Origin of the sequence: uncultured Amaricoccus sp., assembly GCF_937891315.1 — a bacterium.
GTDB lineage: Bacteria > Pseudomonadota > Alphaproteobacteria > Rhodobacterales > Rhodobacteraceae > Amaricoccus.
This window is the reverse complement of record NZ_CALAGI010000102.1, coordinates 1-24,561: the sequence shown is the minus strand read 5'-3', so window position 1 is coordinate 24,561 and position 24,561 is coordinate 1. Positions and strand designations below refer to the sequence as shown.

The 24,561-nt window shown below is 70.6% G+C and carries 24 protein-coding genes; 11 read left to right on the top strand and 13 right to left on the bottom strand.

Going from position 1 to position 24,561, the window contains the following annotated elements:
• The 6 genes from Q0480_RS09455 to Q0480_RS09430 form a co-directional block, all read left to right on the top strand.
• A partial coding sequence (locus Q0480_RS09455) for an aldehyde dehydrogenase family protein (protein ID WP_299132361.1) occupies positions 1 to 138 on the top strand: 138 nt, incomplete at its 5' end.
• Positions 139 to 207: 69 nt separating this feature from the next.
• On the top strand, positions 208 to 576 hold the full coding sequence (locus tag Q0480_RS09450; protein WP_299132359.1) for a DUF779 domain-containing protein: 369 nt from the start codon (positions 208 to 210) through the stop codon (positions 574 to 576).
• Positions 577 to 645: 69 nt separating this feature from the next.
• A complete protein-coding gene (adhP, locus tag Q0480_RS09445) occupies positions 646 to 1,677 on the top strand; it encodes an alcohol dehydrogenase AdhP (protein WP_299132357.1) in 1,032 nt (343 codons plus the stop codon).
• 28 nt (positions 1,678 to 1,705) lie between these two features.
• A complete protein-coding gene (locus Q0480_RS09440; protein WP_299132355.1) occupies positions 1,706 to 2,041 on the top strand; it encodes a DUF779 domain-containing protein in 336 nt (111 codons plus the stop codon).
• 204 nt (positions 2,042 to 2,245) lie between these two features.
• Entirely contained in the window at positions 2,246 to 2,983 is a 738-nt protein-coding gene (locus Q0480_RS09435) for a response regulator (protein WP_299132353.1), read from the top strand.
• A 93-nt stretch (positions 2,984 to 3,076) separates the two neighbouring features.
• Complete coding sequence (locus Q0480_RS09430) at positions 3,077 to 4,192, top strand: PQQ-dependent sugar dehydrogenase (protein ID WP_299132351.1); 1,116 nt, start codon at positions 3,077 to 3,079, stop codon at positions 4,190 to 4,192.
• A gap of 2 nt (positions 4,193 to 4,194) precedes the next feature.
• On the opposite strand, the gene Q0480_RS09425 is transcribed toward Q0480_RS09430, so the two are convergent.
• Complete coding sequence (locus tag Q0480_RS09425; protein WP_299132350.1) at positions 4,195 to 5,376, bottom strand: acetyl-CoA C-acyltransferase; 1,182 nt, start codon at positions 5,374 to 5,376, stop codon at positions 4,195 to 4,197.
• Between the two features lie 15 nt (positions 5,377 to 5,391).
• Positions 5,392 to 6,384, bottom strand: a complete 993-nt coding sequence (locus Q0480_RS09420; RefSeq protein ID WP_299132349.1) for a GlxA family transcriptional regulator — start codon at positions 6,382 to 6,384, stop codon at positions 5,392 to 5,394.
• 207 nt (positions 6,385 to 6,591) lie between these two features.
• Between Q0480_RS09420 and Q0480_RS09415 the strand changes: the two genes are divergently transcribed.
• Together Q0480_RS09415 and serB are read left to right on the top strand one after the other, a co-directional pair.
• Positions 6,592 to 7,962: a class II 3-deoxy-7-phosphoheptulonate synthase gene (locus Q0480_RS09415; protein ID WP_299132346.1), complete on the top strand. Its 1,371-nt coding sequence runs from the start codon at positions 6,592 to 6,594 to the stop codon at positions 7,960 to 7,962.
• Positions 7,963 to 7,964: 2 nt separating this feature from the next.
• Positions 7,965 to 8,864, top strand: a complete 900-nt coding sequence (serB, locus tag Q0480_RS09410; protein WP_299132344.1) for a phosphoserine phosphatase SerB — start codon at positions 7,965 to 7,967, stop codon at positions 8,862 to 8,864.
• A 210-nt stretch (positions 8,865 to 9,074) separates the two neighbouring features.
• Here the strand turns inward: serB and Q0480_RS09405 are convergent, their stop codons facing one another.
• Positions 9,075 to 9,905, bottom strand: coding sequence for a phosphatase PAP2 family protein (locus tag Q0480_RS09405; RefSeq protein ID WP_299132342.1), 831 nt, complete (start codon positions 9,903 to 9,905; stop codon positions 9,075 to 9,077).
• Between the two features lie 182 nt (positions 9,906 to 10,087).
• On the opposite strand from Q0480_RS09405, the gene Q0480_RS09400 reads away from it, so the two are divergent.
• Positions 10,088 to 11,110 (top strand): hydroxyacid dehydrogenase, encoded by a 1,023-nt coding sequence (locus tag Q0480_RS09400; protein WP_299132340.1) that lies wholly within the window; start codon positions 10,088 to 10,090, stop codon positions 11,108 to 11,110.
• 477 nt (positions 11,111 to 11,587) lie between these two features.
• Here the strand turns inward: Q0480_RS09400 and Q0480_RS09395 are convergent, their stop codons facing one another.
• Positions 11,588 to 12,898 (bottom strand): ATP-binding protein, encoded by a 1,311-nt coding sequence (locus Q0480_RS09395; protein WP_299132337.1) that lies wholly within the window; start codon positions 12,896 to 12,898, stop codon positions 11,588 to 11,590.
• 76 nt (positions 12,899 to 12,974) lie between these two features.
• Between Q0480_RS09395 and Q0480_RS09390 the strand changes: the two genes are divergently transcribed.
• Positions 12,975 to 13,922 carry an MBL fold metallo-hydrolase gene (locus Q0480_RS09390; RefSeq protein ID WP_299132335.1) on the top strand — a complete coding sequence of 316 codons (948 nt, stop codon included), beginning with the start codon at positions 12,975 to 12,977 and terminating at the stop codon, positions 13,920 to 13,922.
• Positions 13,923 to 13,925: 3 nt separating this feature from the next.
• On the opposite strand, the gene Q0480_RS09385 is transcribed toward Q0480_RS09390, so the two are convergent.
• From Q0480_RS09385 to Q0480_RS09350, 8 genes are all read right to left on the bottom strand, one after another.
• On the bottom strand, positions 13,926 to 15,374 hold the full coding sequence (locus tag Q0480_RS09385) for a protein adenylyltransferase SelO family protein (protein ID WP_299132334.1): 1,449 nt from the start codon (positions 15,372 to 15,374) through the stop codon (positions 13,926 to 13,928).
• A gap of 44 nt (positions 15,375 to 15,418) precedes the next feature.
• Positions 15,419 to 16,201 (bottom strand): tellurite resistance TerB family protein, encoded by a 783-nt coding sequence (locus tag Q0480_RS09380; protein WP_299132332.1) that lies wholly within the window; start codon positions 16,199 to 16,201, stop codon positions 15,419 to 15,421.
• Positions 16,202 to 16,403: 202 nt separating this feature from the next.
• Positions 16,404 to 17,213, bottom strand: a complete 810-nt coding sequence (gene efeO / locus Q0480_RS09375; protein ID WP_299132331.1) for an iron uptake system protein EfeO — start codon at positions 17,211 to 17,213, stop codon at positions 16,404 to 16,406.
• Positions 17,214 to 17,238: 25 nt separating this feature from the next.
• Positions 17,239 to 18,570 carry an iron uptake transporter deferrochelatase/peroxidase subunit gene (gene efeB, locus Q0480_RS09370; RefSeq protein ID WP_299132329.1) on the bottom strand — a complete coding sequence of 444 codons (1,332 nt, stop codon included), beginning with the start codon at positions 18,568 to 18,570 and terminating at the stop codon, positions 17,239 to 17,241.
• The gene (gene efeO, locus Q0480_RS09365) at positions 18,570 to 19,739 is read right to left on the bottom strand and encodes an iron uptake system protein EfeO (RefSeq protein WP_299132328.1); all 1,170 of its coding nucleotides are present in this window, start codon (positions 19,737 to 19,739) and stop codon (positions 18,570 to 18,572) included. The genes efeB and efeO (Q0480_RS09365) overlap by 1 nt, the downstream gene beginning before the upstream one ends.
• 3 nt (positions 19,740 to 19,742) lie before the next feature.
• Positions 19,743 to 20,576, bottom strand: a complete 834-nt coding sequence (gene efeU, locus Q0480_RS09360) for an iron uptake transporter permease EfeU (RefSeq protein ID WP_299132325.1) — start codon at positions 20,574 to 20,576, stop codon at positions 19,743 to 19,745.
• 275 nt (positions 20,577 to 20,851) lie between these two features.
• Positions 20,852 to 22,180 (bottom strand): GAF domain-containing protein, encoded by a 1,329-nt coding sequence (locus Q0480_RS09355; RefSeq protein WP_299132323.1) that lies wholly within the window; start codon positions 22,178 to 22,180, stop codon positions 20,852 to 20,854.
• A complete protein-coding gene (locus Q0480_RS09350; protein WP_299132321.1) occupies positions 22,177 to 22,638 on the bottom strand; it encodes a pyridoxamine 5'-phosphate oxidase family protein in 462 nt (153 codons plus the stop codon). Before Q0480_RS09350 ends, Q0480_RS09355 begins: the two co-directional genes overlap by 4 nt.
• 175 nt (positions 22,639 to 22,813) lie before the next feature.
• Here Q0480_RS09350 and Q0480_RS09345 point away from each other — a divergent pair, with 175 nt between their 5' ends.
• The gene (locus Q0480_RS09345; protein ID WP_299132318.1) at positions 22,814 to 23,302 is read left to right on the top strand and encodes a cupin domain-containing protein; all 489 of its coding nucleotides are present in this window, start codon (positions 22,814 to 22,816) and stop codon (positions 23,300 to 23,302) included.
• Between the two features lie 39 nt (positions 23,303 to 23,341).
• On the opposite strand, the gene Q0480_RS09340 is transcribed toward Q0480_RS09345, so the two are convergent.
• Positions 23,342 to 24,561: aldehyde dehydrogenase family protein (locus tag Q0480_RS09340; protein WP_299132317.1), on the bottom strand; the 1,220-nt coding region annotated here is incomplete at its 5' end.

Here is a 24,561-nt window from a genome sequence, read left to right as displayed (position 1 = left end):
TATCCCGCCCACGCCGCGTTCGGTGGCTACAAGCAGTCGGGCATCGGTCGCGAGACCCACAAGATGATGCTCGATCACTATCAGCAGACGAAGAACCTTCTCGTCAGCTACTCGCCCAAGAAGCTCGGCTTCTTCTAAGCTCCCTGAGAGACTCCGGGGGGTTCGGTGTCGCGCCGGCCCCCCCGTTTTTTTCAGAAAGGGCTTGAGATGGGCGATGCCGTCACGAGGCCGGATCCCGGCAAGGTCAGCGCCACCCCGGCGGCGCTGGAACTGCTCGCTGAGATCGTGGCCGACCACGGGCCGGTCCTGTTCCACCAGTCGGGGGGATGCTGCGACGGCTCCTCGCCGATGTGCTACCCGCGGGGCGATTTCCTGATCAGCGAGGCGGATGTCCTGCTCGGCTATCTCGGGGAAACTCCCTTCTACATCAGCGCGTCCCAGGCCGCCGTCTGGGCGCATACCGACCTCATCATCGATGTCGTACCCGGCCGCGGGGGCATGTTCTCCCTCGACAACGGCCGCGAACGCCGCTTCCTGACCCGCTCGACAATCTGCGCTCCGACGCCATCCAGCTAGTCAGCTTGCTCCGCACCCCTTCTCCCGGGGGCGGAGCTTCTTTTTTTCAAAAAAGAAGGAGTATTCGGCATGGCAAAGACCATGAAGGCCGCGGTCGTCCGCGAATTCGGCAAGCCGCTCACCATCGACGAGGTGCCGGTCCCCCAGCCGGGCGATGGCGAGATCCAGGTGCGCGTCCACGCCTCCGGCGTCTGCCACACCGACCTGCACGCGGCGGAGGGCGACTGGCCGGTCAAGCCGAACCCGCCGTTCATCCCCGGCCATGAGGGCGTCGGCTTCGTCTCCGCCGTCGGCAAGGGTGTCAGGCACATCAAGGAAGGCGACCGGGTCGGCGTGCCCTGGCTCTACACCGCCTGCGGGCATTGCACGCATTGCCTCGGCGGCTGGGAGACGCTCTGCGTCGAGCAGAAGAACACCGGCTATTCGGTCAATGGCGGCTTCGCCGACTATGTGATCGCCGATCCGAATTTCGTCGGCCACCTGCCCGCGAATATCGATTTCGCGGAGATGGCGCCGATCCTCTGCGCCGGGGTCACGGTCTACAAGGGGCTGAAGGTCACGGACACCAAGCCCGGCGACTGGGTGGTGATCTCCGGCATCGGCGGCCTCGGCCACATGGCGGTGCAATACGCCAAGGCGATGGGGCTGAACGTCGCCGCCGTCGACATCGACGACAAGAAGCTCGACCTCGCGAAGAAGCTCGGCGCGACCCTCACCGTGAACGCGCTGAACGAGGATCCCGCCACGGTCATCAAACGCGAGACCGACGGCGGCGCGCAGGGCGTGCTGGTGACGGCGGTGAGCCGCAAGGCCTTCGAGCAGGCGATCGGCATGGTCGGCCGCGGCGGCACGGTGTCGCTGAACGGCTTGCCGCCGGGCGATTTCCCGCTCGACATCTTCGGCATGGTGCTGAACGGCATCACCGTGCGCGGTTCGATCGTCGGCACGCGGCTCGATCTGCAGGAATCGATCGACTTCGCGGCGCAGGGCAAGGTGAAGGCGACGATCCACACCGCGAAGCTCGAGGATATCAACGACGTCTTCGCCCGGATGCGCAAGGGTCAGATCGAAGGGCGCATCGTCCTCGATCTGGCGAGGTGACGCCAGGGCCGCGGAGTGGAGCGGCGAGGTGAGCGCCACGCCCGCGGCGCCCGACCCGCTGCCCGGAATCGTCGCCGGCCATGGGCCGGTGCTGATCCACCGGTCCGGCGGCCGCTGCGACGGATCCTCGCCGATGGCGATATCCCGTTCGGCCATATTGGCGCGACGCCGGTCTGTATCGGCGCCGCGCGGGGGCGGCGGTTTCCCGCGCGCTCGACCATCGGCGCGGTACCGGAGCAGGCGCCGACGCCCCGTTCCAGCGCGGCGCCGGCCGCGGTTCGCGGCCAACCGGAGCGCGCGGTGCGCGCGAGTCTTTTGGCCTGTTTCGCGCCCGTTGGCGCGAAACGACTGCTCTCCAGGTTAGCAAACCTGTATGAACGCGGGCCGTGATCCGGGGGCGAGGCGCGGCGCCGGTGGCGATGTTCGCGCCGGCGCGCGGGGGCGTTAACGCGCGCGTAACCATATCGGGGAATGACTTCGGGTGTTGGCCGTCCTGTCCCTGCGCGGGCGTGGCGGGTCCGGCGTTCGGGCGGTGGCCGGGGCGCCCTGTCCCTGGAGTAACCTGTCCATGACCCTTCCCTCCGCCGAGCCGGCGATCAAGGCCCTGAACGGCCTGCGTCGGCAGTGCCTCTTCGCCGTGACCATTCTGCTCGTCGAGGACAGCCGCAGCGCCTCCGAGGCGATCCGGCTCTTCGCCGCCGAGAGCGGCGCGCGCGTGCGCCGCGCCGACAGCCTGCATGCCGCCAGCCGGCATCTCGCCATCTATCGGCCGAACGTGGTGATGGTCGATCTCGGCCTGCCAGACGGCGACGGCGTCGCGCTGATCCGCCATCTCGCCACCGCTTCGACGCCGCTGTCGGCGATCGTCGCGCTGAGCGGGCATGATCGCTCCGCCTGGCAGGGCGAGGCCATGGCCGCCGGCGCCGCCGCTTGCCTCGAGAAGCCGATCGAGAGCCTGCGCGCCTTCCAGGATTGTATCCTCGGCGTCCTGCCCGACGCCGAGACCCGTCGCCGGCCCGAGACGGGCGAGTTGTCGCTCGGCGGGCGGGCCTCGATGCGCGCCGCCTTCGACGACGACCTGCGCCGGGCGCGCAGCCTGCTCGCCGAGGCGCTGGCCAGCGGAGATGGCAGCACCATCGCCTATTGCGCCCAGTTCCTCGGCTCGGTCGGAGAGATGCTCGATGACGGCGAACTCGCCCGCGCCGCGCGCGAATCGCGAAGCTCGATCCTGGGGGCCACGCGTCTGTCCGATCTGCTGGACCGGCGGCTGCTCGGCGGGCCGAAGGGACCACGCGTCGTCGCCTAGTCGCAACGGCCAGCCGGCGACCTCACGAGGGGTTGAGGGGGCGCGGCGGCGGCTCGTGCGTTAGATTTTCCGGGAGAACCCTGGAGGACGCGCATGTTGAGGCATCTCGTGTTCAGACACCTCGTGGCGGCGGTGGCGCCACCGCTGCTCGCCGGTCCGGCGCTGGCCGAGCGGCTGGGGACTTCGGCCGGGGTGGTCGAGGTGACGCGGATGGCGGATGGGTTCGACACGCCGTGGTCGATCGCCTTCCTGCCTGGCGGCGACTGGCTGGTCACCGAGCGCGGCGGAGCGTTGTCGCGGGTCGCGGACGGCGTCGTCATCCCCATCGAAGGCGTTCCCGAAGTCTGGGCGAACGGGCAGGGTGGATTGTTCGACGTCGTCGTGGCGCGCGATTTCGCGACCACGGGCGAGATCTTCCTGACCTATGCCGAGCCACGCGGCGGCGGGGCGGGGACGGCGCTCGCGGTCGCGCGGCTCGATGGCGAGCGGCTGGCGGACTTCCGCGTTATCTTCCGGCAGGAACCGGCGGCGACGGGCACGGTGCATTTCGGGGGCCGGCTGGTCGAGGCGCCGGACGGGACGCTGTTCCTGACGCTGGGCGAGCGGGGCGAGCGCGATACCGCGCGGAGGCTCGACAATCATCGCGGCAAGGTGGCGCGGCTGACCCGCGACGGCGCCGCGCCGCCGGACAATCCCTTCGTTGGCGTCGCGGGGGCGCGGCCGGAAATCTGGTCCTATGGCCATCGCAATCCGCAGGGCGCGACACTGGGGCCGGACGGAACGCTCTGGCTGGTCGAGCACGGGCCACGCGGCGGCGACGAGGTGAACCAGCCAAAGCCCGGCGCGGACCATGGCTGGCCGCTGGTGACCCATGGCGAGGAATATGGCGGCGGCGCGATCGGCATCGGCGCCGAGGCGATCGGCGTCGAGCCGCCGGCGCGGGTCTGGGTGCCTTCGATCGCGCCCTCCGGGCTCGCGATCTATTCCGGGCGGCTGTGGCCGGAGTGGGAGGGCAGCTTCTTCACCGGATCGCTGAATTCCGACTTCCTGTCGCGGCTGTCGGGCGAGGGCCTCACATCCGAGGAGCGGCTGTTCGACGGCGCGTTCGCGCGGATCCGCGACGTGCGCGAGGCGCCGGACGGGGCGCTCTGGTTCATCGCCGAGGGCGATGGCGCGGTCTGGCGGATGGCGCCGGCGCCCGACCCCTGACCTCAGGCGCGCTCGATCGCCATCGCCGTCGCCTCGCCGCCGCCGATGCACAAGGTCGCGACGCCGGTGGCGAGGTTCCGGCGCTCAAGCGCGTGCAGGAGCGTGACGAGAACGCGGGCGCCCGAGGCGCCGATCGGATGGCCGAGCGCGCAGGCGCCGCCATGGATATTTATCCGCGCGGGATCGGCGCCGGTGCGCGCCATGAAGGCCATCGGCACCAGGGCGAAGGCCTCGTTGACCTCCCAGAGATCGACGTCGCTGATCGTCCAGGCGAGGCGTGCGAGCAGTTTCTCGACCGCCGGCGCCGGCGCGGTCGGGAAATCCGCCGGCGCCTGGGCATGGGTCGCCTGGCCGAGGATGCGCGCGCGGATCGGCACGCCGCGGCGGCGCGCCTCGGATTCGCGCATCAGCGCCAGCGCGGCGGCGCCGTCGGAGATGCCGGCGGCGTTGGCCGCCGTGATGGTGCCGTCGCGGCGGAAGGCGGGGGTGAGGGTCGGGATGCGTTCGGGCCGCGCGGTGCGCGGGCGCTCGTCCTCGGTGACCTCGGCCGCGCCCCAGCGACTGGCGATGGCGACCGGCGCTATCTCCGCCGCGAAGGCGCCGGAGGCCTGCGCTTCGCGCGCCCGGTCGAGCGAGGTGAGCGCATAGGCGTCCTGCGCGGCCCGGGTGAACTGGAAGGCGGCGGCGCAGTCCTCGGCGAGGTCGCCCATCAGGCGGCCGGGCTCGTAGGCGTCCTCCAGCCCGTCGAGAAACATGTGGTCCTGCGCCACGGCATGGCCGAGGCGGGCCCCGGCGCGCATCCGCGGCAGGAGGTACGGCGCGTTGCTCATGCTCTCCATGCCGCCGGCGACGACGAGGGATGCGCCGCCGCCGCGCAGCGAGTCATGGGCGAGCATCACGGCCTTCATGCCGGAGCCGCACATCTTGTTGACGGTGCTCGCCGGCACATGCTCCGGCAGCCCGGCCTTGAATCCGGCCTGCCGCGCCGGTGCCTGACCCTGGCCGGCCTGCAGCACACAGCCCATGATCAGTTCGTCGACCCGCTCGGGATCGAGCCCGGCGCGGGCAAGCGCGGCGGCGATCGCGGCCCCGCCGAGTTCGGCCGCGGTGGCGGTGGCGAGCGCGCCGCCGAGCCCGCCCATCGGCGTGCGGGCGGCGGCGACGATGACGATCGGGTCGGACATTCCTCCCCCTTCGATTCAGCCGGGCGCCTCCGAGGCGCCGCGCTCGCGGTAGGGCGTCGTCTTGTAGAGCGCCCGGTAGCATTTCGAGAAATGCGAGGGCGAGGCGAAGCCGCAGGCGAGCGCCACGTTGATCACGCTCATGTCGGTCTGAAGCAGGAGGTTCCGCGCCTTCTTCAGCCTCAACTCCATATAGTATCGCTTGGGGCTGCGGTTAAGGTAGCGCCGGAACAGCCGTTCGAGCTGGCGGGTCGACATGCCGACGTCGGTGGCGAGCAGGGCGGGCGAGATCGGCTCCTCGATATTGTCCTCCATCATCTGCACGACGGTCGAGAGCTTCGGATGGCGCACGCCGATCCGCGTCGGGATCGACAGGCGCTGCTCGTCCTTGTCGGTGCGGATCTGGGTATGGATCATCTGGTCGGCGACCATGTTGGCGAGGTCGGTGCCGTGCCGGCGGGCGATCAGCTTCAGCAGGAGGTCAGTCGAGGCGGTGCCACCGGCGGCGGTATAGCGGTTCTGGTCGATCACGTAGATATTGGGGCTGAGCTCGATCTCGGGGAAATCCTCCTCGAAACTGTCGCGGTTCTCCCAGTGGATGGTGCAGCGCCGCCCGTCGAGCAGCCCGGCCTGGGCGATCGCCTGCGCCCCGGTGCAGACCGCGCCGATCGCGGCGACGCGGCGGGCTTCGCGGCGCAGCCAGGTGAGGATCGGACGGGTGATCGCCGTCTTCACGTCGACGCCACCGACGACGATGATGATCGCATCGCGCCCAAGCTCGCCGAGCGGACCATCGACCTGCACCGCGACGCCGTTCGAGGCGGTGACCGGCGCGCCGCCCGCCGAGACCGTGCTCCAGTCGTACAATGCCCGACCCGCCATCAGGTTGGCGAGGCGGAGCGGCTCGACCGCGCCGGCGAAGGCGATCAGGGTAAAATGCTCCAGCAGAAGAAACACGAACCTCTCGGCTCTGACTTCGACTCCGGTGTCTCGGCGGGGGTCGGGGGCCATCGCGGCGGCGCTTTCCTGGCAGGACTACGCGAGTCTAGAGGAGGGGCCGCGCGCGAGGTCAAGGTGAATCATCGCGCCGGGGCGTGATGTTGGCCGCCGAAGTTGGACGACGCTTCGGGACGCGTGGGCAAAGGTAGGTATGGCCAATCCGGGTGCCCTGAGCTATGGAGCGCGCCAGACAAGCAGAGGCCTTTGGGGGGCAATGCCATGTGCGCTGACTGGACCAAGTCGGACTGGCGCTCGAAGCCGCGGGTGCAGATGCCCGACTATACCGACGCCGCCGCGCTCGGGACCGTGGAGCGCGAGCTTGCCTCCTATCCGCCGCTCGTCTTCGCGGGCGAGGCGCGCAAGCTGCGCGCGCAGCTTGCCGAGGTGTCCGAGGGCCGGGCCTTCCTGCTGCAGGGCGGCGACTGCGCCGAGAGCTTCGGCGCGTTCAACGCCGACAATATCCGCGACACCTTCAAGGTGATGCTGCAGATGGCGGTGGTGCTGACTTTCGGCGCCAAATGTCCGGTGGTGAAGATCGGCCGCATGGCCGGCCAGTTCGCCAAGCCCCGCTCCGCCTCGACCGAGGTGGTGGGTGGCGTCGAGCTGCCGAGCTACCGCGGCGACATCATCAACGATTTCGACTTCACGCCGGAGGGCCGGATGCCCGATCCGGCGCGGATGCTGCGGGCCTATACCCAGGCGGCCGGCACGCTGAACCTGCTGCGCGCCTTCAGTCAGGGCGGCTATGCCGACATCAACCGGGTGCATTCCTGGACGCTCGATTTCACCGCCGGCCAATCGGGCTACGAGGAATATCACAAGCTCGCCAACCGCATTTCCGACGCGCTCGACTTCATGCAGGCCGCCGGGGTCAGCGCGGAGACGGCGGAAACGCTGCATCGGGTGGATTTCTATACGAGCCACGAGGCGCTGCTGCTCGAATACGAGGAGGCGCTCTGTCGCGTCGATTCCACCACCGGCCTGCCGGTGGCGGGCTCGGGTCACATGCTCTGGATCGGCGACCGCACGCGGCAGCCGGACGGGGCGCATGTCGAATTCTGCCGGGGCGTTCAGAACCCGATCGGGCTGAAATGCGGGCCGACGCTCACCGAGAGCGACCTGCTCAGGCTGATCGACCGGCTGAACCCGAAGAACGAGGCCGGCCGCCTGACGCTGATCGCACGCTTCGGCGCCGGAGCCGTGGGCGAGCATCTGCCGCGCCTCATTCGCGCGGTCGAGCGCGAGGGCCGCAAGGTGGTCTGGTCCTGCGATCCGATGCATGGCAACACCATCAAGTCCGAGAGCGGCTACAAGACCCGACCCTTCGAGCGGGTGCTGCGCGAGGTGCGGGAGTTCTTCGCGGTGCACGCGGCGGAGGGCACCTATGCCGGCGGCGTTCATTTCGAGATGACCGGGCAGGATGTCACGGAATGCACGGGCGGCGTGCGGGCGGTTCGAGACGAAAATCTCAGCGACCGCTATCACACCGCCTGCGACCCGCGGCTCAATGCCAGCCAGTCGCTGGAGCTCGCCTTTCTGGTGGCGCAGGAGTTGCACAACAGGTTGCTGGCGCGGCGCGCGGCGGTCTGAGGGTGACGGTCGCAGCGGGGCGGCGGCATTTCCTTGTCCTGACGGCGGCGGCGGGGGTCGGCGACGACTTCGGCCTCGCCGCGCGGGCCGCGCTGTCGGCGGACCATTTCTGCGCCGCCCTGCCGCGCCGTCTGGCGCCGACCGCCATCGAGATCGGCTTCGTCGGGCCGTTGCCCGAGGGGTTCGCCGCCGCCGGGATCCTGGCCGGGGCGCCGGTCGACGTCAATGTGGTCGGGGTCAAGGATCGGCGGGCGCGCCTGCTGCTCGCGGACATGGATTCGACGATCATCGGCGTCGAATGCATCGACGAACTGGCCGATTTCGCCGGAGTGAAGCCCGAGGTCGCGGCGATCACCGAGCGCGCGATGCGGGGAGAGCTGGATTTCGACGCGGCATTGCGGGCCCGCGTGGCGCTGCTGCGCGGGCTGCCCGAGAGCGCGCTCGAGCAATGCTATGCCGAGCGGGTGCGGCTCAATCCCGGCGCGCGGACTCTGGTGCGGACCATGGCCGCGCTCGGGGCCGATACCGCGCTGGTGTCGGGCGGGTTCACCTTCTTCACCGAGCGGGTCGCGGCGGCGGCGGGCTTCGCGCGGACGCGGGCCAACCGGCTGCTGGCGGAGGATGGCCACCTGACCGGCGAGGTTGGCACGCCGATCCTCGGGCGGGCGGCGAAGCTCGCGGCGCTGCGCGCTTTCTCGGCCGAGGGCGGTTTCGGGCCGGAGGCGGTGCTCGCGGTGGGCGACGGTGCCAACGACCTCGACATGGTGGTCGCGGCCGGGCTCGGGGTCGCCTATCGCGCCAAGCCCGCGCTGGCCGCGGCCGCGGACGCGCGGATCGAATGGTCCGACCTCACCGCGCTTCTGGCCCTGCAGGGCATCCCCGAAACCGAGTGGCAGGCCTAGAGAGGACGATCCGGCGGAGCCGGCTCGTCCTCTCTAGAGTCTTGATTTAGAGCAATATCTTGGCCACCAGACGATTCCGTCTGGTGGCCAAGATATTGCTCTAGGTCCGGCCCGCGGGCGGTGCCACGCCTTCGACGCCGGCCTGGAGCATGTCGTCCGCGGGGACCGGGTCCGTCGGTCCGAACCACGGCCAGGCCTGTCGCATGGGTCCTATCTCCGGGATCGCCGGGGGAGGGTGAAGCTGGTGGCGAGGTCGCGCCGGTAGTCGAGTGGGCGGAGGCCGGAGCGCGCGGCACCGATACCGAGCGCGGCATAGAGCGCCATGGCGACGAGCCCGACCAGCACGAAGGAAAACAGCAGGTCGCTGAGAAAATGCCGCCCCGGCGCCATGCGGACGAACATGACGCCGAGCGCGAAGACGGTCAGGCCGGCGAGGGCGAGCGCCCGGTCGCGCGGGCCGCGCAGCGCCGGCCAGAACAGGCCGATGACGACCGAGGCGAGCGCCGCCGCGCCGGCGCCTTCGCCGGAAACGAAGGAGCAGTTGCGCGCGCATTGGCCGGCGATGACAAAGGGGCCGCTGAAGGCGCCGTCGCCGCCGAAGAGCGTGGTTTCGTTCGGTCGCGCCCGGCCCCAGTGATCCTTGAGCAGCGCGTTGACCAGCAGTCCGGCGCCAAGCATCCAGGTACCGAGCGCGAAGAGCCAGACCCGGGCCGGCACCCGCGTCGCCCCGCCGACCCCGCCGCGTGCGAGGCGGTTGAGCAGCAGCCAGGCGACGGTCAGGAACGCGCCCCCGACCGTGACCCGGTACGCGGCGCGCAGGCCGCGGGCGAAGGCGGTATCGCCGAGCGGAAAGCCGTCCCCCGAATAGAAGAGCGCGGCCGCGCGGATGTCGAGACCCGGCCAGGCGGCGAAAACCGCCGACAGCAGGAAGCCCGCGCCGAGCATCGCCGCGAGCAGGCGCAGGAACACCACGTCGTCGCACCAGCGCGGCGGATCGGTCGGGACAGGAGCGTTCGGCTTGGCGGGACGGCTATGGGGCACGGGCCGAAGCCTGCCGGGTTTTTCGGCGAGGGTAAAGCGTCGGCGCCGGGGTGGTCGCCTTTTCGGGCGCCGTGGCCCGAGGGGTCCACGGTCCGGATCGGCCGACGCGGCGGGATCGAGACCCGTCCGGCGCTTTCGGTGTATAGCTGGTGCCCTGTGTCATCAGAACAGAGGTCCGACCGATGACCAAGCCGCTTGTCATCTCGGCGCCACAGCCGCGCACGCTCGATCTCATCTTCACGCCCGAGGCGCTGGGCCGGCTGCGCGCCACCTATCGCGTCGCCGAGATGCACCAGGATTCGGTGGCGAGCCAGGAGCCGGCGACGCTGGCCCAGGTGCGCTATATCCTCGGCCAGCCGCCGCTGAGCACCGAGGCGATCGCGGCGATGACCGGTCTCCGGGCGATCCTCAACGTCGAGAGCAACCTCCTCGCCAACATGCCCTACGAACCCCTGTTCGAGCGCGGCGTGCACGTGCTGACCACCGGTCGGGCTTTCGCCGAGCCGGTGGCCGAGATCGGCCTCGGCTTCGCGCTCTGCCTCGCGCGCGGGATCGTGGATGCCGACCTCGGATTCCGGCTCGGCCGCGAGCAATGGGGCGGCGAGGGCAACGCGGGGGCGCGGCTGATCAGCGGATCAGAGGTCGGATTGATCGGCTTCGGCGATCTCGGCCGGGCGCTGGCGCGATTGCTGCGCGGCTTCGATGCCCGGACGCGGGCCTATCACCCGTGGCTGCCGCCATCGATGCTGCGCGAGGCGGGGATGGAGCCGGCGGACCTCGGCACGATTCTCGAGGAGAGCGATTTCATCTTCTGCGTCGCCTCGGCGACGGCGGAGAACGAGGGTTTCCTCGGCGTGGCCGAATTCGCGCGGATGCGGCGCGGCGCGGCCTTCATCCTGCTGAGCCGCGCCGGCGTGGTGGATTTCGAGGCGCTGATGCTGGCGGTCTCGCGCGGGCATATCGTCGCGGCGAGCGACGTCTTTCCGGAAGAGCCGCTGCCCGCCGATCATCCGGTCCGCCGCCTGCCGGGCTTTCTCTGCTCGGCGCATCGGGCCGGGGCGCTCGATAGCGCCTTCAAGCGGATGGGCGACATGGTGCTGGAGGACATGGATCTGATGGACCGCGGCCTGCCTCCGCTCCGCTGCAAGCGCGCCGAGCGCGAGACGGTCGCCCGGATGCGCTCGAAGCCGGTGGAGCGGAACTGAGGGGACGCGCGGGCGCCGCCGCGGGCGGGCTCCGCCGCGAGTGGACCCACGGGCGGAGACGGCACGAAGGGGGCGGCCGGAGCCCGGTCAGAACATCGCGAGCGGGTTGACGGGCGAGCTCGTCGCGCCCTTGACGCGCCAGAGGCGAGGGTGAGGAAGAAATCCCACCGCCCTTCCTCGGCGCAGGCGGTGGCGATTGCCTCGAGATCGGCGCCGCGGGTCAGCGGCAGGCCGAGGCAGGGGATGGCGATCATGTGCACCGGCTCGACCCACCGCGCGAGGCCGGGCTGGGGCGGATGGACGTCGCCGTCTCCATCGTGGCCGGTCCGCGGCGTCGCCGCCGCGGCGAGTGCGCCCAGCAGGAGGTCACCGCGCGTCGGCATGGCATTCCTCTGGATGAAAGACGCCGATCCGGCGACGGATAGTCGGAGCCGCATGGCATGAAATCGCTTGCCATGGCCGGGGCGCGCCGGCCGATTACCTCGGCAGGCGCAGGATGGCGCGGAGGCCGCCGAGTTCGGGGCTGTCGCCGAGCTCCAGGCTGCCGCCGTGGCTGCGCGCGACGTCCATGGCGATCGAGAGGCCGAGGCCGACATTGCCGCCCGCGTCCTGGTTGCGCGCGGCGTCGAGCCGGGTGAAGGGCGCCAGCGCCCGGGCGCGGTCCTCGGGTGCGATGCCCGGTCCATCGTCCTCGACGATGAATTCGAGCGCTTTCGGCCGCAGCCGGACGCATAGTTCCACCCGCTTGCCGTGTCGCGCCGCGTTGCCCACGAGATTTTCCAGGGCGCGGCCGACCGCGCCCGGCCGCATCTCGACCAGCCGGTCGCCCGGTGCCTCATCCCGCTGCGAGAGCTCGACGCTGGCACCGGCGCGGCGGGCATTGTCGGCGATGCCGGCGGCGAGCGCGAAGGGATCGGTCGGCTCTGTCGCCTCCAGACTGTCGCCGCGGGCGAAGGCGAGGAATTCGCCCAGCATCCGGTCCATCTGGTCCATGTCCTGGGCGAGGTCGCGCGCCTCCTCGGTCTCGTCCATCAGCGCCAGCGTCAGCCGCATCCGGGTCAGCGGTGTGCGCAGATCGTGGCTGACGCCGGACAGCATCTGCGTGCGCTGCTCGATCTGCCGCTCCAGCCTTGCGCGCATCGAGAGGAACGCCATGCCCGCGCGCCGCACCTCCTCGGCGCCGGCCGGACGGAACGGCACCGACCGGCCCTTGCCGAAGGCCTCCGCCGCCTCGGCCAGCCGCCGGATCGGCCTCACCTGATTGCGCAGGAAGACGAGCGCGACGGCGCTCAGGATCAGCGAGGCGGCCAGCATCAGCACGAGGAGCTGGTGCGGATTGGAGACGGACAGCCGGGTTCTGGGCACGCTGGCGACGAGCGCGCCCTTGCTGGTCTGGACCGCGATTCGTGCCGAGCGCTGGTCCGCGGCGAGGTCGATATTGACCGGGCCCACCAGATCCTGGCGCAGGGTCCGGGTGATGGCAAGGCCCGAGATGTCGGTGAAATCCCGCCGCTCGCCCGCCGTCACCTCGACCCCGGGTTCGAGCCGCAGGATGAGTTCGAGCGGTCGGGCGGTCTCTGCGAGATCGATCGCCGCCCGCGTCGCATTCGGCGCCCGGTCGAGCCGGCTGATGGCGTAGCGCAGCTCCAGCGCCACGCCATGGGTCAGTTGCTCGGTGACCCGCTGATAGTGGCGCTGGAAGAAGACGAGCCCGACCACGAGTTGCAGAGCGACGATCGGAACCAGTAGGATCGCGAGCGCCCGCCCGAACAGGCTGCGCGGGAGCATGGATTTGATCGGGCCGGGCTTCATCGCCCGCCGAGGGTTACGCGCCGCTCCCGCGCCGTGCAAGGAAACGTTGCCCATGGCCAAGCTTGGGGCCGACCCCGGCGCCGACGATCCGTTCGAGCGCGACCACGCGCCGGTGCATGGCGCCGTCGAGACGCTGGCGCCCGGGCTGCGGGTGGTCACCGCCGGCAATCGCGGGCCGATGACCTTCACCGGTACGCGGAGCTACATCCTCGGCGAGCGGCGGGTGGCGGTCATCGATCCCGGTCCGGACGACGCGGCCCATCTCGAAGCGCTGGCCGCCGCCGTCGCCGCGGAGCGGGTCGAGGTCGTTCTGGTTACCCACGCGCACCGTGATCACAGCGCCGGCGCCCGGGCCTTCGCCGCGCGGGTCGGGGCGCCGCTGCTCGCCCATGGCGACCCGGCGGGGGCGCGGACGCCGGCGATGGCGCGGCTCGCGGCGGAGGGGCTGCTCGGCGGCGGGGAGGGCATTGACGCTGGCTTCGCCCCGGATCAGCGGATCGGCGATGGCGCGGCGATTTCCGGACCGGACTGGACGCTCATGGCGGTCCATACGCCGGGGCACCTTTCGGATCATCTGAGCTTTGCCTGGTCCGAGGGGGACGCGCTCTTCTCCGGCGACACGGTGATGGGCTGGGCGACGACGCTGATCTCGCCGCCGGACGGCGATCTCGCCGCGTTCCGCGCGAGCCTCGCCCGGCTGCGCGCGCGGACCGAGCAGGTCTATTATCCTGGCCATGGCGCGCCGGTGACCGATCCCGCGCGCCTGCTCGACTGGCTCGGCGCGCATCGGAACGCGCGCGAGCGGCGGATCCTCGCGGCGCTCGCCGCCGGTCCCGCGACCCCGGCCGAGATCGTCGCGCTGGTCTATGACGATCTCGATCCCCGGCTCGCGCCGGCCGCGGCGCGCAATGTGCTGGCGCATCTCATCGATCTCGACGCCCGCGCCCTCGCCCATCCGCTCGGCGCCCTCTCCGCCGGCGCGCGCTACGCGCTGGCCTGAGGATCAGAGCGGGACGTGGCCCGGGCGGCCGTTGGGGCCGGTGAGAAGGCCAAGGGTCCGGTTGAAGGCCCGGAGTTCGCGGACGGAAGCGATCTTCGCGGCGAGGGGGGACCAGTCGTCGGCGCGGTCGATCGCCGACCAGATCGCTTCGACCTCCTCGATCACCATGGTCTCGGGCTCGGTCCGCGCGGCGTAGGGGTGGGCGAGCGCGGCGGCGAGGCCCGGGGCGGGCGGCAGGGCGCGCAGATCCTCGATCACCTCGGCCCAGGCGGCGGTCTCGAAGGTCGCGCGGATCGGGCTCGCCCGCAACCGCTCGGGCCGGGCGCCGAGCAGGTCGAAGAACAGGCGCTGGAACGGTGGCGCGGTCTCCTGGGCCGCGCCCCAGAAGCGGTGCGTCAACGCGCGCGCCGCTTCGGGTTCGCCCGGCAGGAGGCCGAGGCGGGCGAAGGTCTGGCGGGCAAGCGCGGTCTGGAACCGCTCGGGGAAGGTCTCGAAGGCGGGCTCGATCGCCGTGCGCGAGGCGATCGGGATCAGGCACTCGCCAAGGCGTGCGAGGTTCCAGTGCAGCGCTTCTGGCTGCCGTGCGAAGCAATAGAGGCCGGTCTGGTCGAAATAGGCGGCGGTGAAGGCCGGATCGAACCGGTCGAGAAAGCGCCAGGGCCCGTAGTCGAAGCTCTCGCCGGTTATATTGATATTGTCGGTATTGAGCACGCCATGGACAAAGCCGGCGGCGAACCATTCGGCGCCGAGCCGGGCCACCGCCCCCACCACCACGTCGTAGAAGCCGGCGACGGGATCGGAGGCCGGGGCCTGCGGCCAATAGTGGGCGAGGCAATGCTCGACCAGGCGGCGCGTCTCGTCCTGTTCACCGAGGGCGGCCAGCCGCTGGAAGCTGCCGAAGCGGATATGGCCGTGGCTGAGCCGGGTCAGCACGGCCGAGCGCGTGGGCGAGGGTTCGTCGCCCCGGATCAGCGCCTCGCCGGTTTCGATCAGGGCGAAGGTCTTGGACGTATAGACGCCGAGAGCCTCGAGCATTTCGGTGGCGAGGATCTCGCGCACCCCGCCCTTCAGTGTCAGCCGGCCGTCGCCAGCGCGCGACCAGGGCGTTGTGCCCGAACCCTTGGTGCCGAGATCGAGCAGCCGGCCATCGACCGCGTCGCGCGCCTGGGCGAAGAGAAATCCGCGGCCATCGCCCAGGTCGGGGTTGTAGGAGCGGAACTGGTGCCCGTGATAGCGCAACGCCAGCGGCTCGGGCAGGTTGTCCGGCAGCGGTTCGAACCGGCCGAAATGCGCGATCCAGTCCGCGTCGGTCAGGCCGTCGAGACCGATCCGCGCCGCCCAGCCGTCGTTGCGATATCGGAGGTCGGTGCGCGGAAAGGTCGCGGGCCGGACGGGATCGAAGAATTCCGGTCCGAGATCCTCATGGATCCGGGCGGGGAGATAGGCGCCCATCGGGGAACGGCCCGCGCGGCCCGGGGGTCGCGCGGGCGCGCGCGTCAGGCCGCTGTGCCGGCGGTCTGGCGCAGCAGCGACACGGTCGCGTTGTCGAGATTGAGCGCGCGCGCAAGCTCGGCGAGATAGGTGGTCTCCTGCGGCGAGTCCGGCGTGATGGCGAGCAGCGAGGCGACATAGACCGCCGCCGCCTGCGCCGGCGATGTCACCTGCGCCGCGAGCGCCGGAATATCGACCGGGGTCCGCAACTGGTCCATCACGTACTGCTTTTCTTCGTCCGACACCGAGTCGGCGCTGAGCTTGCCGACGATCTTCGCCATCTCGGTCTGGTCGACCTCGCCATCGGCCTTGGCGGCGCTGATCATCGCGCTGACGAGCAGCTTTTCGGTCGCCGGGCTGGCCAGGGCCTTCACCTCCTCGGGCGCGGCCTCGATCGGGCCGGGCGCGCTCGCCCCCGCCTGCGCGGCCTTGAGCGCGCTCAGCGCCAGCGTCCCGAGGATCGCCATCGCGCCACCCCTGGCCGCGCCACCGGCGCCGCCGCCGAGCAGCGCGCCGGCGATGGCGCCGATTCCACCGAGCTGGCCGCCGGTCAGTCCGCCGACCTGCTCCTGGCCGAGGAAATCCTTCGCCCGGCCGGTAAGTCCGCCGAGGGCTCCCCCAGCGCCGCCGGAGCCGCCAAGCGCGCCCTGCAGCTGCGAGAACAGACCGTCGAGCGCCCCACCGCCGCCGCCGAGCCCCTGAAGAGCCTGGCCCAGCCGTTTCCCGGGCTGGGTCTGGCCGCCGAGGCCCTGCTGCACCATCTGACCGAGAAGATCACCGAAACCCATGCTATTCGCTCCCCTGTTGGTCGCCGACCGCTCCCTCGTTCGGGAAGCGTCGTCCTGGCAATACCGCCGTTTCATGCCTAGCAGACGCCGACCGGTCGCGCCAGCCAAAGGGCGGAGGTAGCGCGCCACCGCCCAGTCGGACGCGGGTCGGGGCATTCCCCTTCCCGCGTCCCGCCGCGCCGCCCGGCCGGCGGCCGAGCCCTCAGTCGAGGCCGAGCTTGCCGCGCAGCGTCGAGAGGTCCTCGGCGAGCGTATTGACCGCGCTTGCCAGCTGCACCCGGTCGGCCTCGGTCAGATGGTCGTAGGTTACATAGCCCTCGCCGTCCCGGTACTTCCCGAGGATGCCGTCGATGGTGGCGAAATTGGTATCGACGGTCACGAGAAACTCGGCATCGTCCGGGCTCATCACCGGGCGAACCAGTTCGACGATCTTCTGCGAGCCGTCGAAATTGCCCTTGAAGTCCCAGAGGTCGGTGTGGCTGTAGCGGTCCTCCTCGCCGGAGATCTTGGTTGCCGCGACCTCCTCCATCAGCGCGGCGGCGCCGCCGACCACCACTTCGGGCGGGAAGGTCAGGCTCTCGATCCGGCCGGCGAGGTCCTTCACGTCGGCGAGCAGCTTGTCCGCGATCGGATCGAGCCCCTCGGTCGAGCCCTTCTCCCACAGGCCGTATTCCAGCCGGTGGAAGCCCGGGAAGGCCGGGTCGGCCTCGGCCTTCTCGTAGTCGTCGGCGCGGCTGTCGATCGAGACGTCGAGATCGGAGAAGAGCTCGGCGATCGGTTCGATCGACTCGTAGTGGATGCGGGTCGGCGCGAAGAGCTCCTTCGCCTTCTCGACGTCGCCGGCCTTGATCGCGGCGACGAACTGCTCGGTGTCCGTCAGGAGCTCGTCGGTCTGCTCGGAGATATAGAGCTTGTACTCGCTGATCGGGCCGACGAGGTCGAGCGTCGCCTCGGCATGGGCCGCCTGGGCGGCGGTCAGCGCGCCGATGGCGGCGAGAGTAAGAAAGCGCATGGGTGCAATCCTCGATGATGGCCCATCATTTCGGGGCCAGGACGGGTTGAGGCGACTGGCTGCTGGACTGGCTGGTCGGGGTGATGGCGGCGATGAGCGTTCGGCCGAGATAGTCCCGGTCGTCCGCGAAGCCGGGCGGGGCGTAGAAATAGCCTCCGCCGACCGGCTTCAGATATTCCTCCAGCGGCTCGCCGGTCAGGCGGTGCTGGACAGTGACGAAGGCGCGCTCGAGATCGGCTTGCCAGGCGATGAAGAGCAGCCCCTGATCGAGCTGGCCGTTCTTCAGCACGCCGTTCACGTAGTTGAACGGCCGTCGCAGCATCAGGCTGCTTTCGGTTTCCGGCGTGCGCGGATTGGCGAGGCGGATATGGGCGTCGAGCGGCGTTATGGCGCCATCCGGGTCGGCGGCGAAGTCGGGAACCATGTCCTCGGTGCCGTTCGGCCGGTCGAGCGGCGCGCCGCTCATCTTGACGCGGCCGATGAAGCGTTCCTGCTCGCCGAGCGGCGCCCGGTCCCAGCGTTCGACGAGGTTGCGGATGATCCGCACCGCCATGTAGCTGCCGCCGGTCGCCCAGTCGGGCTCGGCATTGTCGGGACCGACCCAGACGACGCGGTCCATCAGGGCGGCGTCGGAACTGTCGGGATTGGCCGAGCCGTCGCGAAAGCCGAGCAGGTTGCGCGCGCTCTCGGGCGCGGCGTCCGATTGGCGCGGGATTACCGGCACATTGCCGGTCTGGGCCCATTTCAGCACCAGCTGGTCCGGGAGGTTCTTCAGGATGTCGCGCAGCGCATGGACCACGGTGTCCTGGGTATGGGCGCAGAACTGCAGAACGAGGTCGCCGTGGCAGAGGTCGGCATCGAGCGCGTCGTTGCGGAATTTCGTCATCCGCGAGAGCACCCGCGGCTTCAGGGGCGCGAGCCAGGGGCGGTCGTCGAACAGCGAGGCGCCGAACCCGACGGTGATGGTCAGCGCGTCGGGCCGCACGACCGGGCCGAGGATGCCGCTGTCGGGCGGCGGCAGCTTCGGATCGCTGTCGGGCACCGGCCCGCCCCGGGTCAGGAAGACCATCCGCTCGGTCAAACGGCGCAGCATCCGCTCGAGCGCCGCCGGATCGTCGGCCACGACATGGAAGGCGGCGACGAGGCCGTTCGCCGGGCGCGGCGTAAGGATGCCCGCCTGCCGCGACCCGAAGGGTGAGACCCGCTCCTCGGCGCCCGCGCTGTCGGCGACCGGCGCCTCGGCGACGTTCTCGGCGCCGTGGTCCGTCGCCGCGCGGGCGACGGCCGGGATCGCGGCGAGGGCGCCCCCGGTGAGCAGCAAGCCGCGGCGGGTGGTCGGCAGGGCGTCGTCCGTCATCAGTCTAGGCCGATCGAAGGGTTGAGGGCATCCGCCGCGGCGGCGACGGCGGTAAAGGCGGCGGCGATCCGCGCCCGGCCGGCCGCGTCGACCTCGCCATAGGGCGGGAAGCCGCCGTCCCGCCGGAACCCGTCGAGCGTCGCCCGCGCGTTGTCGAGCGCGGTGTGGAGCGCGGCCGAGACGGCGGGGTCCGCCGCGGCGACCAGTGGATCGACGAGGAGCGCGGATTTCTCGATGCCATCGAGATCGGCCGAGAATTCCGCGAGGTCGGCGCCGCTGTAGGGCGTCTGCGAGGTCGACGCCTGGTCGGCGACGTGGGTGGCGAGCGCGGCGGCGTTGCCGGCGAGATCGGCCGGCGCGACATCGAGCGATTTCAGCCGGTCCTTCAGCAGGCCGGCGTCGGTGGCGAGCCGGGCGGCGCTGGGCGCCAGATCCTCGGTCGTTCCCTTGGTCCAGAGCCCGTATTCGACGCGGTGAAAGCCGACGAAGCCCGGATCCGCCTCGCGCTCCGTCAGATAGTCAGCGAGCGGGTCCATGCCGTTGGCGAGGTCCGCGACCCGTCCCGCGACCGGCGCCATCCGTCGCCAGGGCTCGCGCGCGGCGAGCCAGGCCTCGCGCGCGCCGTCGAGATCGCCGGCGACGACGCGCTCGGACAGGGTCTCGGTCGCCTCCACGAGTTCGGAGGCGCGGCGCGCCAGATAGACGCGGTATTCCGACAGCGGGCCGATGAAGGCGCGGGTCTCCGGCTGGGCCTTCGCCGCCTCGGATTCGGCGGTGGCGACCACGGTCAGCTTGCCGCGCGGGTTGGACAGCAGGCCGCAGGTGATGTCATAGGTGCCGGGCCGCAGCCGCTCGGTCAGGGTGGCATTGAGGCCGGGCGTGATGTTCTCGCGCTCGGCCAGCACCATCACGCCGTCGAGGATCTCCCATTCCAGCGTCCGGTCCGAGGCGTTGTGGACGCGGAAGGTGGATTTGCCGGCGGGTACGGTCAGCGTCGCCGGCTCGCAGTTCGTACCGGTGATGGTGACGGCGATCTCGCCCTCGGTCGGCGCGGGCGCGCCGGCGCGGGCGGCGTACCAGAAGGCGGCGAGCCCGAGCAGCGCGAGCAACCCCGATCCGATCAGCGCGGCGCGGGTGACGGTGGAGGACATCGGGCGTTGGGACGGCATGGCTCAGGCTCCCTGGTTCGCCGGCCGCGGCGAAGACTGCGCCGGCCGCAGGAAGAACCAGAGCGAGACGCCGGCCACCAGCGCCCAGACCAGCACCTCGCCGAGCACCGGCGTGTCGTGATAGCCGAACAACCCGCTCAGCACCGTGCCCGTCACCGACGAGAGCGGCAGCGCACGGCTGAGATCCCAGACCGGTTGTTGCAGATGGTTCCAGATCCCCGCCTCGTGCAGGTTGCGCAGCACCGAGGAGGCGAGGCCGGCGGCGACGAAGATGATGAAGATCCCGGTCCAGAGGAAGAACCGGCGCAGGTTCAGCCGCACGCCACCGCGATAGATGCCGTAACCGATCACCACCGCGAGCCCAAGCCCGAGCAGGGCGCCGACCGGCGCCGCCCAGCCCGCGCTCTGCTGAAAGAGCGCGAGCAGGAAGAACACCGACTCGAGCCCCTCGCGGGCGACGGCGAAGAAACTCATGCCGATCAGCGGCCAGGTCGGCCCCCGGCTGTCGGCGAGGGCGAGGTCGATCCCGTGCTCCATGGTCGCCCGGATCGAGCGCGCGGCCTTGCGCATCCAGAAGACCATCGACAGCAGGATGACGACGGCGGCGGTGCCGATGACGGCTTCGAACAGCTCCTGCGTCCTCTGCGGAAACTGCGCGCCGATGGCGATCACCGCCGCGCCGACGAAGAGCGACAGCGCCACGGCGAGCAGCGCGCCGACCCAGATCGCTGGCAGCCATTCCGACCGGCCGGTCCGCGCGAGATAGCCGGCGATGATCCCGACGATCAGCGCGGCTTCGATGCCCTCGCGGAGCATGATGAGAAATGCCGGCAGCATATTCCTATCCCTGTCGCGCGCCTCCCGCTCGACGGCGCTTCCCCCCGAGGCTCGCCGGAGTGTTCTTGATAGAATCACTCCGGTATTCCGCATCGCTACGCCGGCGCCGCGCCACGTTCAAGGGCAAGCGTCCCGCGGCGCCGGCTCGGTCGGTGGGCAAGATGTCGCGGCTGATCGCTTCGCGCTCGGGACGGTGTGCTTGCCCGTCTCCGGCTCTCCCGGCGATTGCGAGCCGGGATTTCCATCGCCGCGTCGGTCCGAGTCTTCAGACAGACTCAGACCGCCTGCTCGATTTCCGGGGCGCCGGCGAGATGGAGGCGAACCAGTCCGCGGCCGGCGCGCGCCAGCCGGACCGGGCAGCCCTTCTCCTCGAGCCTCTGGCGCAGCAGCAGGAGCCGCGTCTCGAGATTGTCTTTGAAATCCGGCAGTCTCAGCTCCGGCGCCAGCCGGATCTCGCGGTTGGAAAATTCGAGCCGGCCCTCGGCGAGATGGCGTCGCAGCAGATAGACGAGCAGCCGACCGGCCACGCCGCGGATCACATAACCGTTGTCGATGAAGACGCTGTCATCGAATCCGTGATGCACGACGCGGAACGTCGTGGTCGCGGCGCTCGGCACCGGCGCCGCGGCGGGCGCGGTCGCCTCGCCCGCCAGCGCCTCGCCGAGCAGCAGGGCGGCGGCGTGGGTCGCCACCATCGAGAGGGCCGCCGCGTCATCGGCGCGAAAGGCGAGGCGTTCCGGGCTCTCGGCGAAGAGCACACCGTAGAGCCCGCCCTGCGCCAGCATCGGCACGGCGAGCTGGCTCTGGGCGTCGGGCAGGCCGGGCAGCGCGATCCGCCGCGTCGCGTCCTCGTCCGCTCCGCCGAGGATCGCGGCGCCGAAGCGGCGAACGCGGCTCATGTCGCTGACGCGGACCGCCCGCCGCGACTCGGCCGCCGCGCCGGCGATCCCCTCGCCGATCGCGATCTCGGATCCGGCGCCCGACAAGGGATAGCCGCGACTGGCCAGCGTCACCAGCGCGCCGCGCGACGGGTCGTGCTGGAACAGGATCACGCCCGGACAGCGCAGCATCGCCCGCGTGCCTTCGAGCAGGGCCTCGACGATGCGCGCCGTCTCGGTCTCCGCCGCGACGCGGGCGACCGCCTCCGCCGCCTGGGCGAGGCCCGATCGGGCCGGCGTCGTGGGCGGCGGAGCGAGTCCGTCGGGATGGGGAAGCGCGTCGATCGATTCGACCCGGAAGATGTCGACGCTGTCGAGCCGCATGATCTCGGCCATGCCCACCTGTGCGCTCGAGGCGCGCAGGCTCGCCGCCATCGCCTCGAAGAGCGGCCCCTCGCATTCGTTGCGCAGCCAGGTCACGGCAAGTCGGAACTGCCGGCCGGTGATACCATCGACGAGCATCACGCTGGCCCGCGGATTGGCCCGCAGGTTGGCCGCGGTCTTGCCGAAGAACTGGTTCGACAAGGCGACGTGCCGATCGTCGATGCGCTCCACGTGGCTGAGATAGGAGACGTTCGGCATTCCGTCCTCGGAACTGGTGGCGACGATCGAGGGGATCACGCCCTCGAAACAGTCACGCAGGTCGGAGAGCCGGGGGGCGCTCATGCCAGCGCCACACCGGCGCGCGGCCCCGGGGTCTGCTCGAACGCCCGATCGACCGCGAGCGAGACGATCATGACGTCGTGCGCCGTCAGCCAGTAGCGGGTGAGGTCAATCGGGACACCGAGATTGGTCATCAGCCGTTCCGTCTCCGCGACAAAGGCCCAGGCGCGCGCCACTTCGGTCGCGTCCGGATCCCGGACCACGGCGCGGCCCTTGAGCTGGAAGGCGCGGTAGGTGGCCGGTTCCACGAAGGTCACCGTGAACATGCCGTTGTCACGCACATTGGCGATGGTCTCGGGCCAAAGCCTCGCCGAGACGGCGACCTCCACCCGACCGGAATCCTTCGCCACGCGGCCGCCGCTGCCACGGGCGATCATTGGCCGGTTGGAGGCGTCCCGGGTGCCGAGCGTCATCAGCACCGGTCCCGCGATGAAGCGGGCGAGATCGGGGGCGATCACCATGATACCGCGGTCCGAGTCCTTTGCCTTTAGGGAAGATTTAGGAATGCACGCGCGGCGTTAGGAAGCAATTAGGAAGCGCCGCCGCCGTCGTCGGACTATCAGTCTCTCGTCGGACACCGCGATGAGCGTCCGCCCCCGAATTTTCAGGAAACATTCGCATCAAGGAGCGAGAACGATGACCTTTGTCTCGACGATCACCGCCGGAACCGCGGAAGCGCCGCATCTCTGGTTCGGCAACAGCCGCGTCGCGATCCGCGTCGCCTCGATCGACGGCGCGGACGGCCTCAGCGTGATCGAGCACTGGATGCCGCACGGCGACTCGCCGCCCCTGCATATCCATCGCGCCGAGGACGAGCTGTTCCATATCCTCGAAGGACGCCTGCGGTTCCGCGTCGGCGTCCGCGAGTTCGAGGCTGGTCCGGGTGAGACGCTGCTCGCGCCAAAGGGCGTGGCGCATCACTACCGCGTCGTGAGCCCGGAAGGCGCCCATTGCCTGACAGTCACCCGCGGGGCCGACTTCGAGACCATGGTGCGTTCGGTCTCCCGCCCGGCCACCGGCGAGGGTCTGCCCGATCATGTCGTCCCCGACGCCGCGATGATCGGCGCCCTCACCCGAGCCTGCGCCGCGAACGGCATCGACATCATCGGGCCGCCGCTCGCCTGAAGAAGGATGCTCGGCGCGTTCCTTGCGCCGCCCTGACCTCTACTCGACATCGAACTTCACGCCCTGCGCGAGGGGCAGGGTCAGGCCGTAGTTTATGGTATTGGTCGCCCGGCGCATGTAGGCCTTCCACGCGTCCGAGCCGGACTCGCGACCGCCGCCGGTTTCCTTCTCGCCGCCGAATGCCCCGCCGATCTCGGCGCCGGACGGGCCGATGTTGACATTGGCGATGCCGCAGTCCGACCCGCGGGCGGAGAGGAAAAGCTCCGCCTCGCGCAGGTCGTTGGTGAAGATCGACGAGGACAATCCCTGCGGCACGGCGTTGTGCAGCGCCAGCGCCTCCTCGATGTCGCGGTACTTCATGACATAGAGGATCGGCGCGAAGGTCTCGGCCTCGACCGTGCCTTCCTGCCTCGGCATCTCGACGAGCGCGGGGCGGACATAATAGGCGTCGGCGTTGCCCACGTCTTGCCGTTCGCCGCCCGAGACCGATCCGCCGGCCGCCGTCGCGCTCGCGAGCGCGGCCTGCATCGCGTCATGGGCGGCCCTGTCGATCAGCGGGCCGACGAGGTTGCCCTGGAGCGGATCGCCGACGGAGACCGAAGCATAGGCGCTCCGAAGGCGGCCGACGAGCGCGTCATAGATGCTTTCATGCACGAACAGTCGGCGCAGGCTGGTGCAGCGCTGGCCCGCCGTTCCCATCGCGGCGAAGGCGACGCCGCGCAGCGTCAGGTCGAGGTCGGCGGTGGGGGTGACGATGGCCGCGTTGTTGCCGCCGAGTTCGAGAATGGCGCGAGCGAAGCGCGCGGCGAGCCGCGGCCCGACCGCCCGTCCCATCGCCGTCGATCCGGTCGCCGAGACGAGCGGCACCTTCGGATGATCGACCAGCGCCTCGCCGACCGCGCGGGTGCCGGGGAAGACCTGCGCGAGGCCGTCCGGCGCTGCGCCGCCCCCGGCCCTGAACCGGGCGAGGGCGCGGTTGAAGATCGCCTCGGTGGCCAGCGCGGTGAGGGTGGTCTTCTCCGACGGCTTCCAGATCACGCTGTCGCCGCAGACCAGCGCGAGCGCGGCGTTCCAGCTCCAGACCGCGACCGGGAAGTTGAAGGCGGTGATGATCCCGACCACGCCGAGCGGATGCCAGGTCTCCATCATGCGATGGTCGGACCGCTCGGTGGCGATGGTCAGGCCGTGGATCTGGCGGGAGAGGCCGACGGCGAAGTCGCAGATGTCGATCATCTCCTGCACCTCGCCGAGGCCCTCGG

What these genes read in the sequence shown, in the direction of transcription:
- Q0480_RS09450 (WP_299132359.1), top strand. Translation starts at nt 208, where the DNA reads ATGGGCGATGCCGTCACGAGGCCGGATCCCGGCAAGGTCAGCGCCACC.
- adhP (WP_299132357.1), top strand. Translation starts at nt 646, where the DNA reads ATGGCAAAGACCATGAAGGCCGCGGTCGTCCGCGAATTCGGCAAGCCG.
- Q0480_RS09435 (WP_299132353.1), top strand. Translation starts at nt 2,246, where the DNA reads ATGACCCTTCCCTCCGCCGAGCCGGCGATCAAGGCCCTGAACGGCCTG.
- Q0480_RS09430 (WP_299132351.1), top strand. Translation starts at nt 3,077, where the DNA reads ATGTTGAGGCATCTCGTGTTCAGACACCTCGTGGCGGCGGTGGCGCCA.
- Q0480_RS09425 (WP_299132350.1), bottom strand. Translation starts at nt 5,376, where the DNA reads ATGTCCGACCCGATCGTCATCGTCGCCGCCGCCCGCACGCCGATGGGC.
- Q0480_RS09420 (WP_299132349.1), bottom strand. Translation starts at nt 6,384, where the DNA reads ATGGCCCCCGACCCCCGCCGAGACACCGGAGTCGAAGTCAGAGCCGAG.
- Q0480_RS09415 (WP_299132346.1), top strand. Translation starts at nt 6,592, where the DNA reads ATGTGCGCTGACTGGACCAAGTCGGACTGGCGCTCGAAGCCGCGGGTG.
- Q0480_RS09400 (WP_299132340.1), top strand. Translation starts at nt 10,088, where the DNA reads ATGACCAAGCCGCTTGTCATCTCGGCGCCACAGCCGCGCACGCTCGAT.
- Q0480_RS09395 (WP_299132337.1), bottom strand. Translation starts at nt 12,898, where the DNA reads ATGCTCCCGCGCAGCCTGTTCGGGCGGGCGCTCGCGATCCTACTGGTT.
- Q0480_RS09390 (WP_299132335.1), top strand. Translation starts at nt 12,975, where the DNA reads ATGGCCAAGCTTGGGGCCGACCCCGGCGCCGACGATCCGTTCGAGCGC.
- Q0480_RS09385 (WP_299132334.1), bottom strand. Translation starts at nt 15,374, where the DNA reads ATGGGCGCCTATCTCCCCGCCCGGATCCATGAGGATCTCGGACCGGAA.
- Q0480_RS09380 (WP_299132332.1), bottom strand. Translation starts at nt 16,201, where the DNA reads ATGGGTTTCGGTGATCTTCTCGGTCAGATGGTGCAGCAGGGCCTCGGC.
- efeO (WP_299132331.1), bottom strand. Translation starts at nt 17,213, where the DNA reads ATGCGCTTTCTTACTCTCGCCGCCATCGGCGCGCTGACCGCCGCCCAG.
- efeB (WP_299132329.1), bottom strand. Translation starts at nt 18,570, where the DNA reads ATGACGGACGACGCCCTGCCGACCACCCGCCGCGGCTTGCTGCTCACC.
- efeO (WP_299132328.1), bottom strand. Translation starts at nt 19,739, where the DNA reads ATGCCGTCCCAACGCCCGATGTCCTCCACCGTCACCCGCGCCGCGCTG.
- efeU (WP_299132325.1), bottom strand. Translation starts at nt 20,576, where the DNA reads ATGCTGCCGGCATTTCTCATCATGCTCCGCGAGGGCATCGAAGCCGCG.
- Q0480_RS09355 (WP_299132323.1), bottom strand. Translation starts at nt 22,180, where the DNA reads ATGAGCGCCCCCCGGCTCTCCGACCTGCGTGACTGTTTCGAGGGCGTG.
- Q0480_RS09350 (WP_299132321.1), bottom strand. Translation starts at nt 22,638, where the DNA reads ATGGTGATCGCCCCCGATCTCGCCCGCTTCATCGCGGGACCGGTGCTG.
- Q0480_RS09345 (WP_299132318.1), top strand. Translation starts at nt 22,814, where the DNA reads ATGACCTTTGTCTCGACGATCACCGCCGGAACCGCGGAAGCGCCGCAT.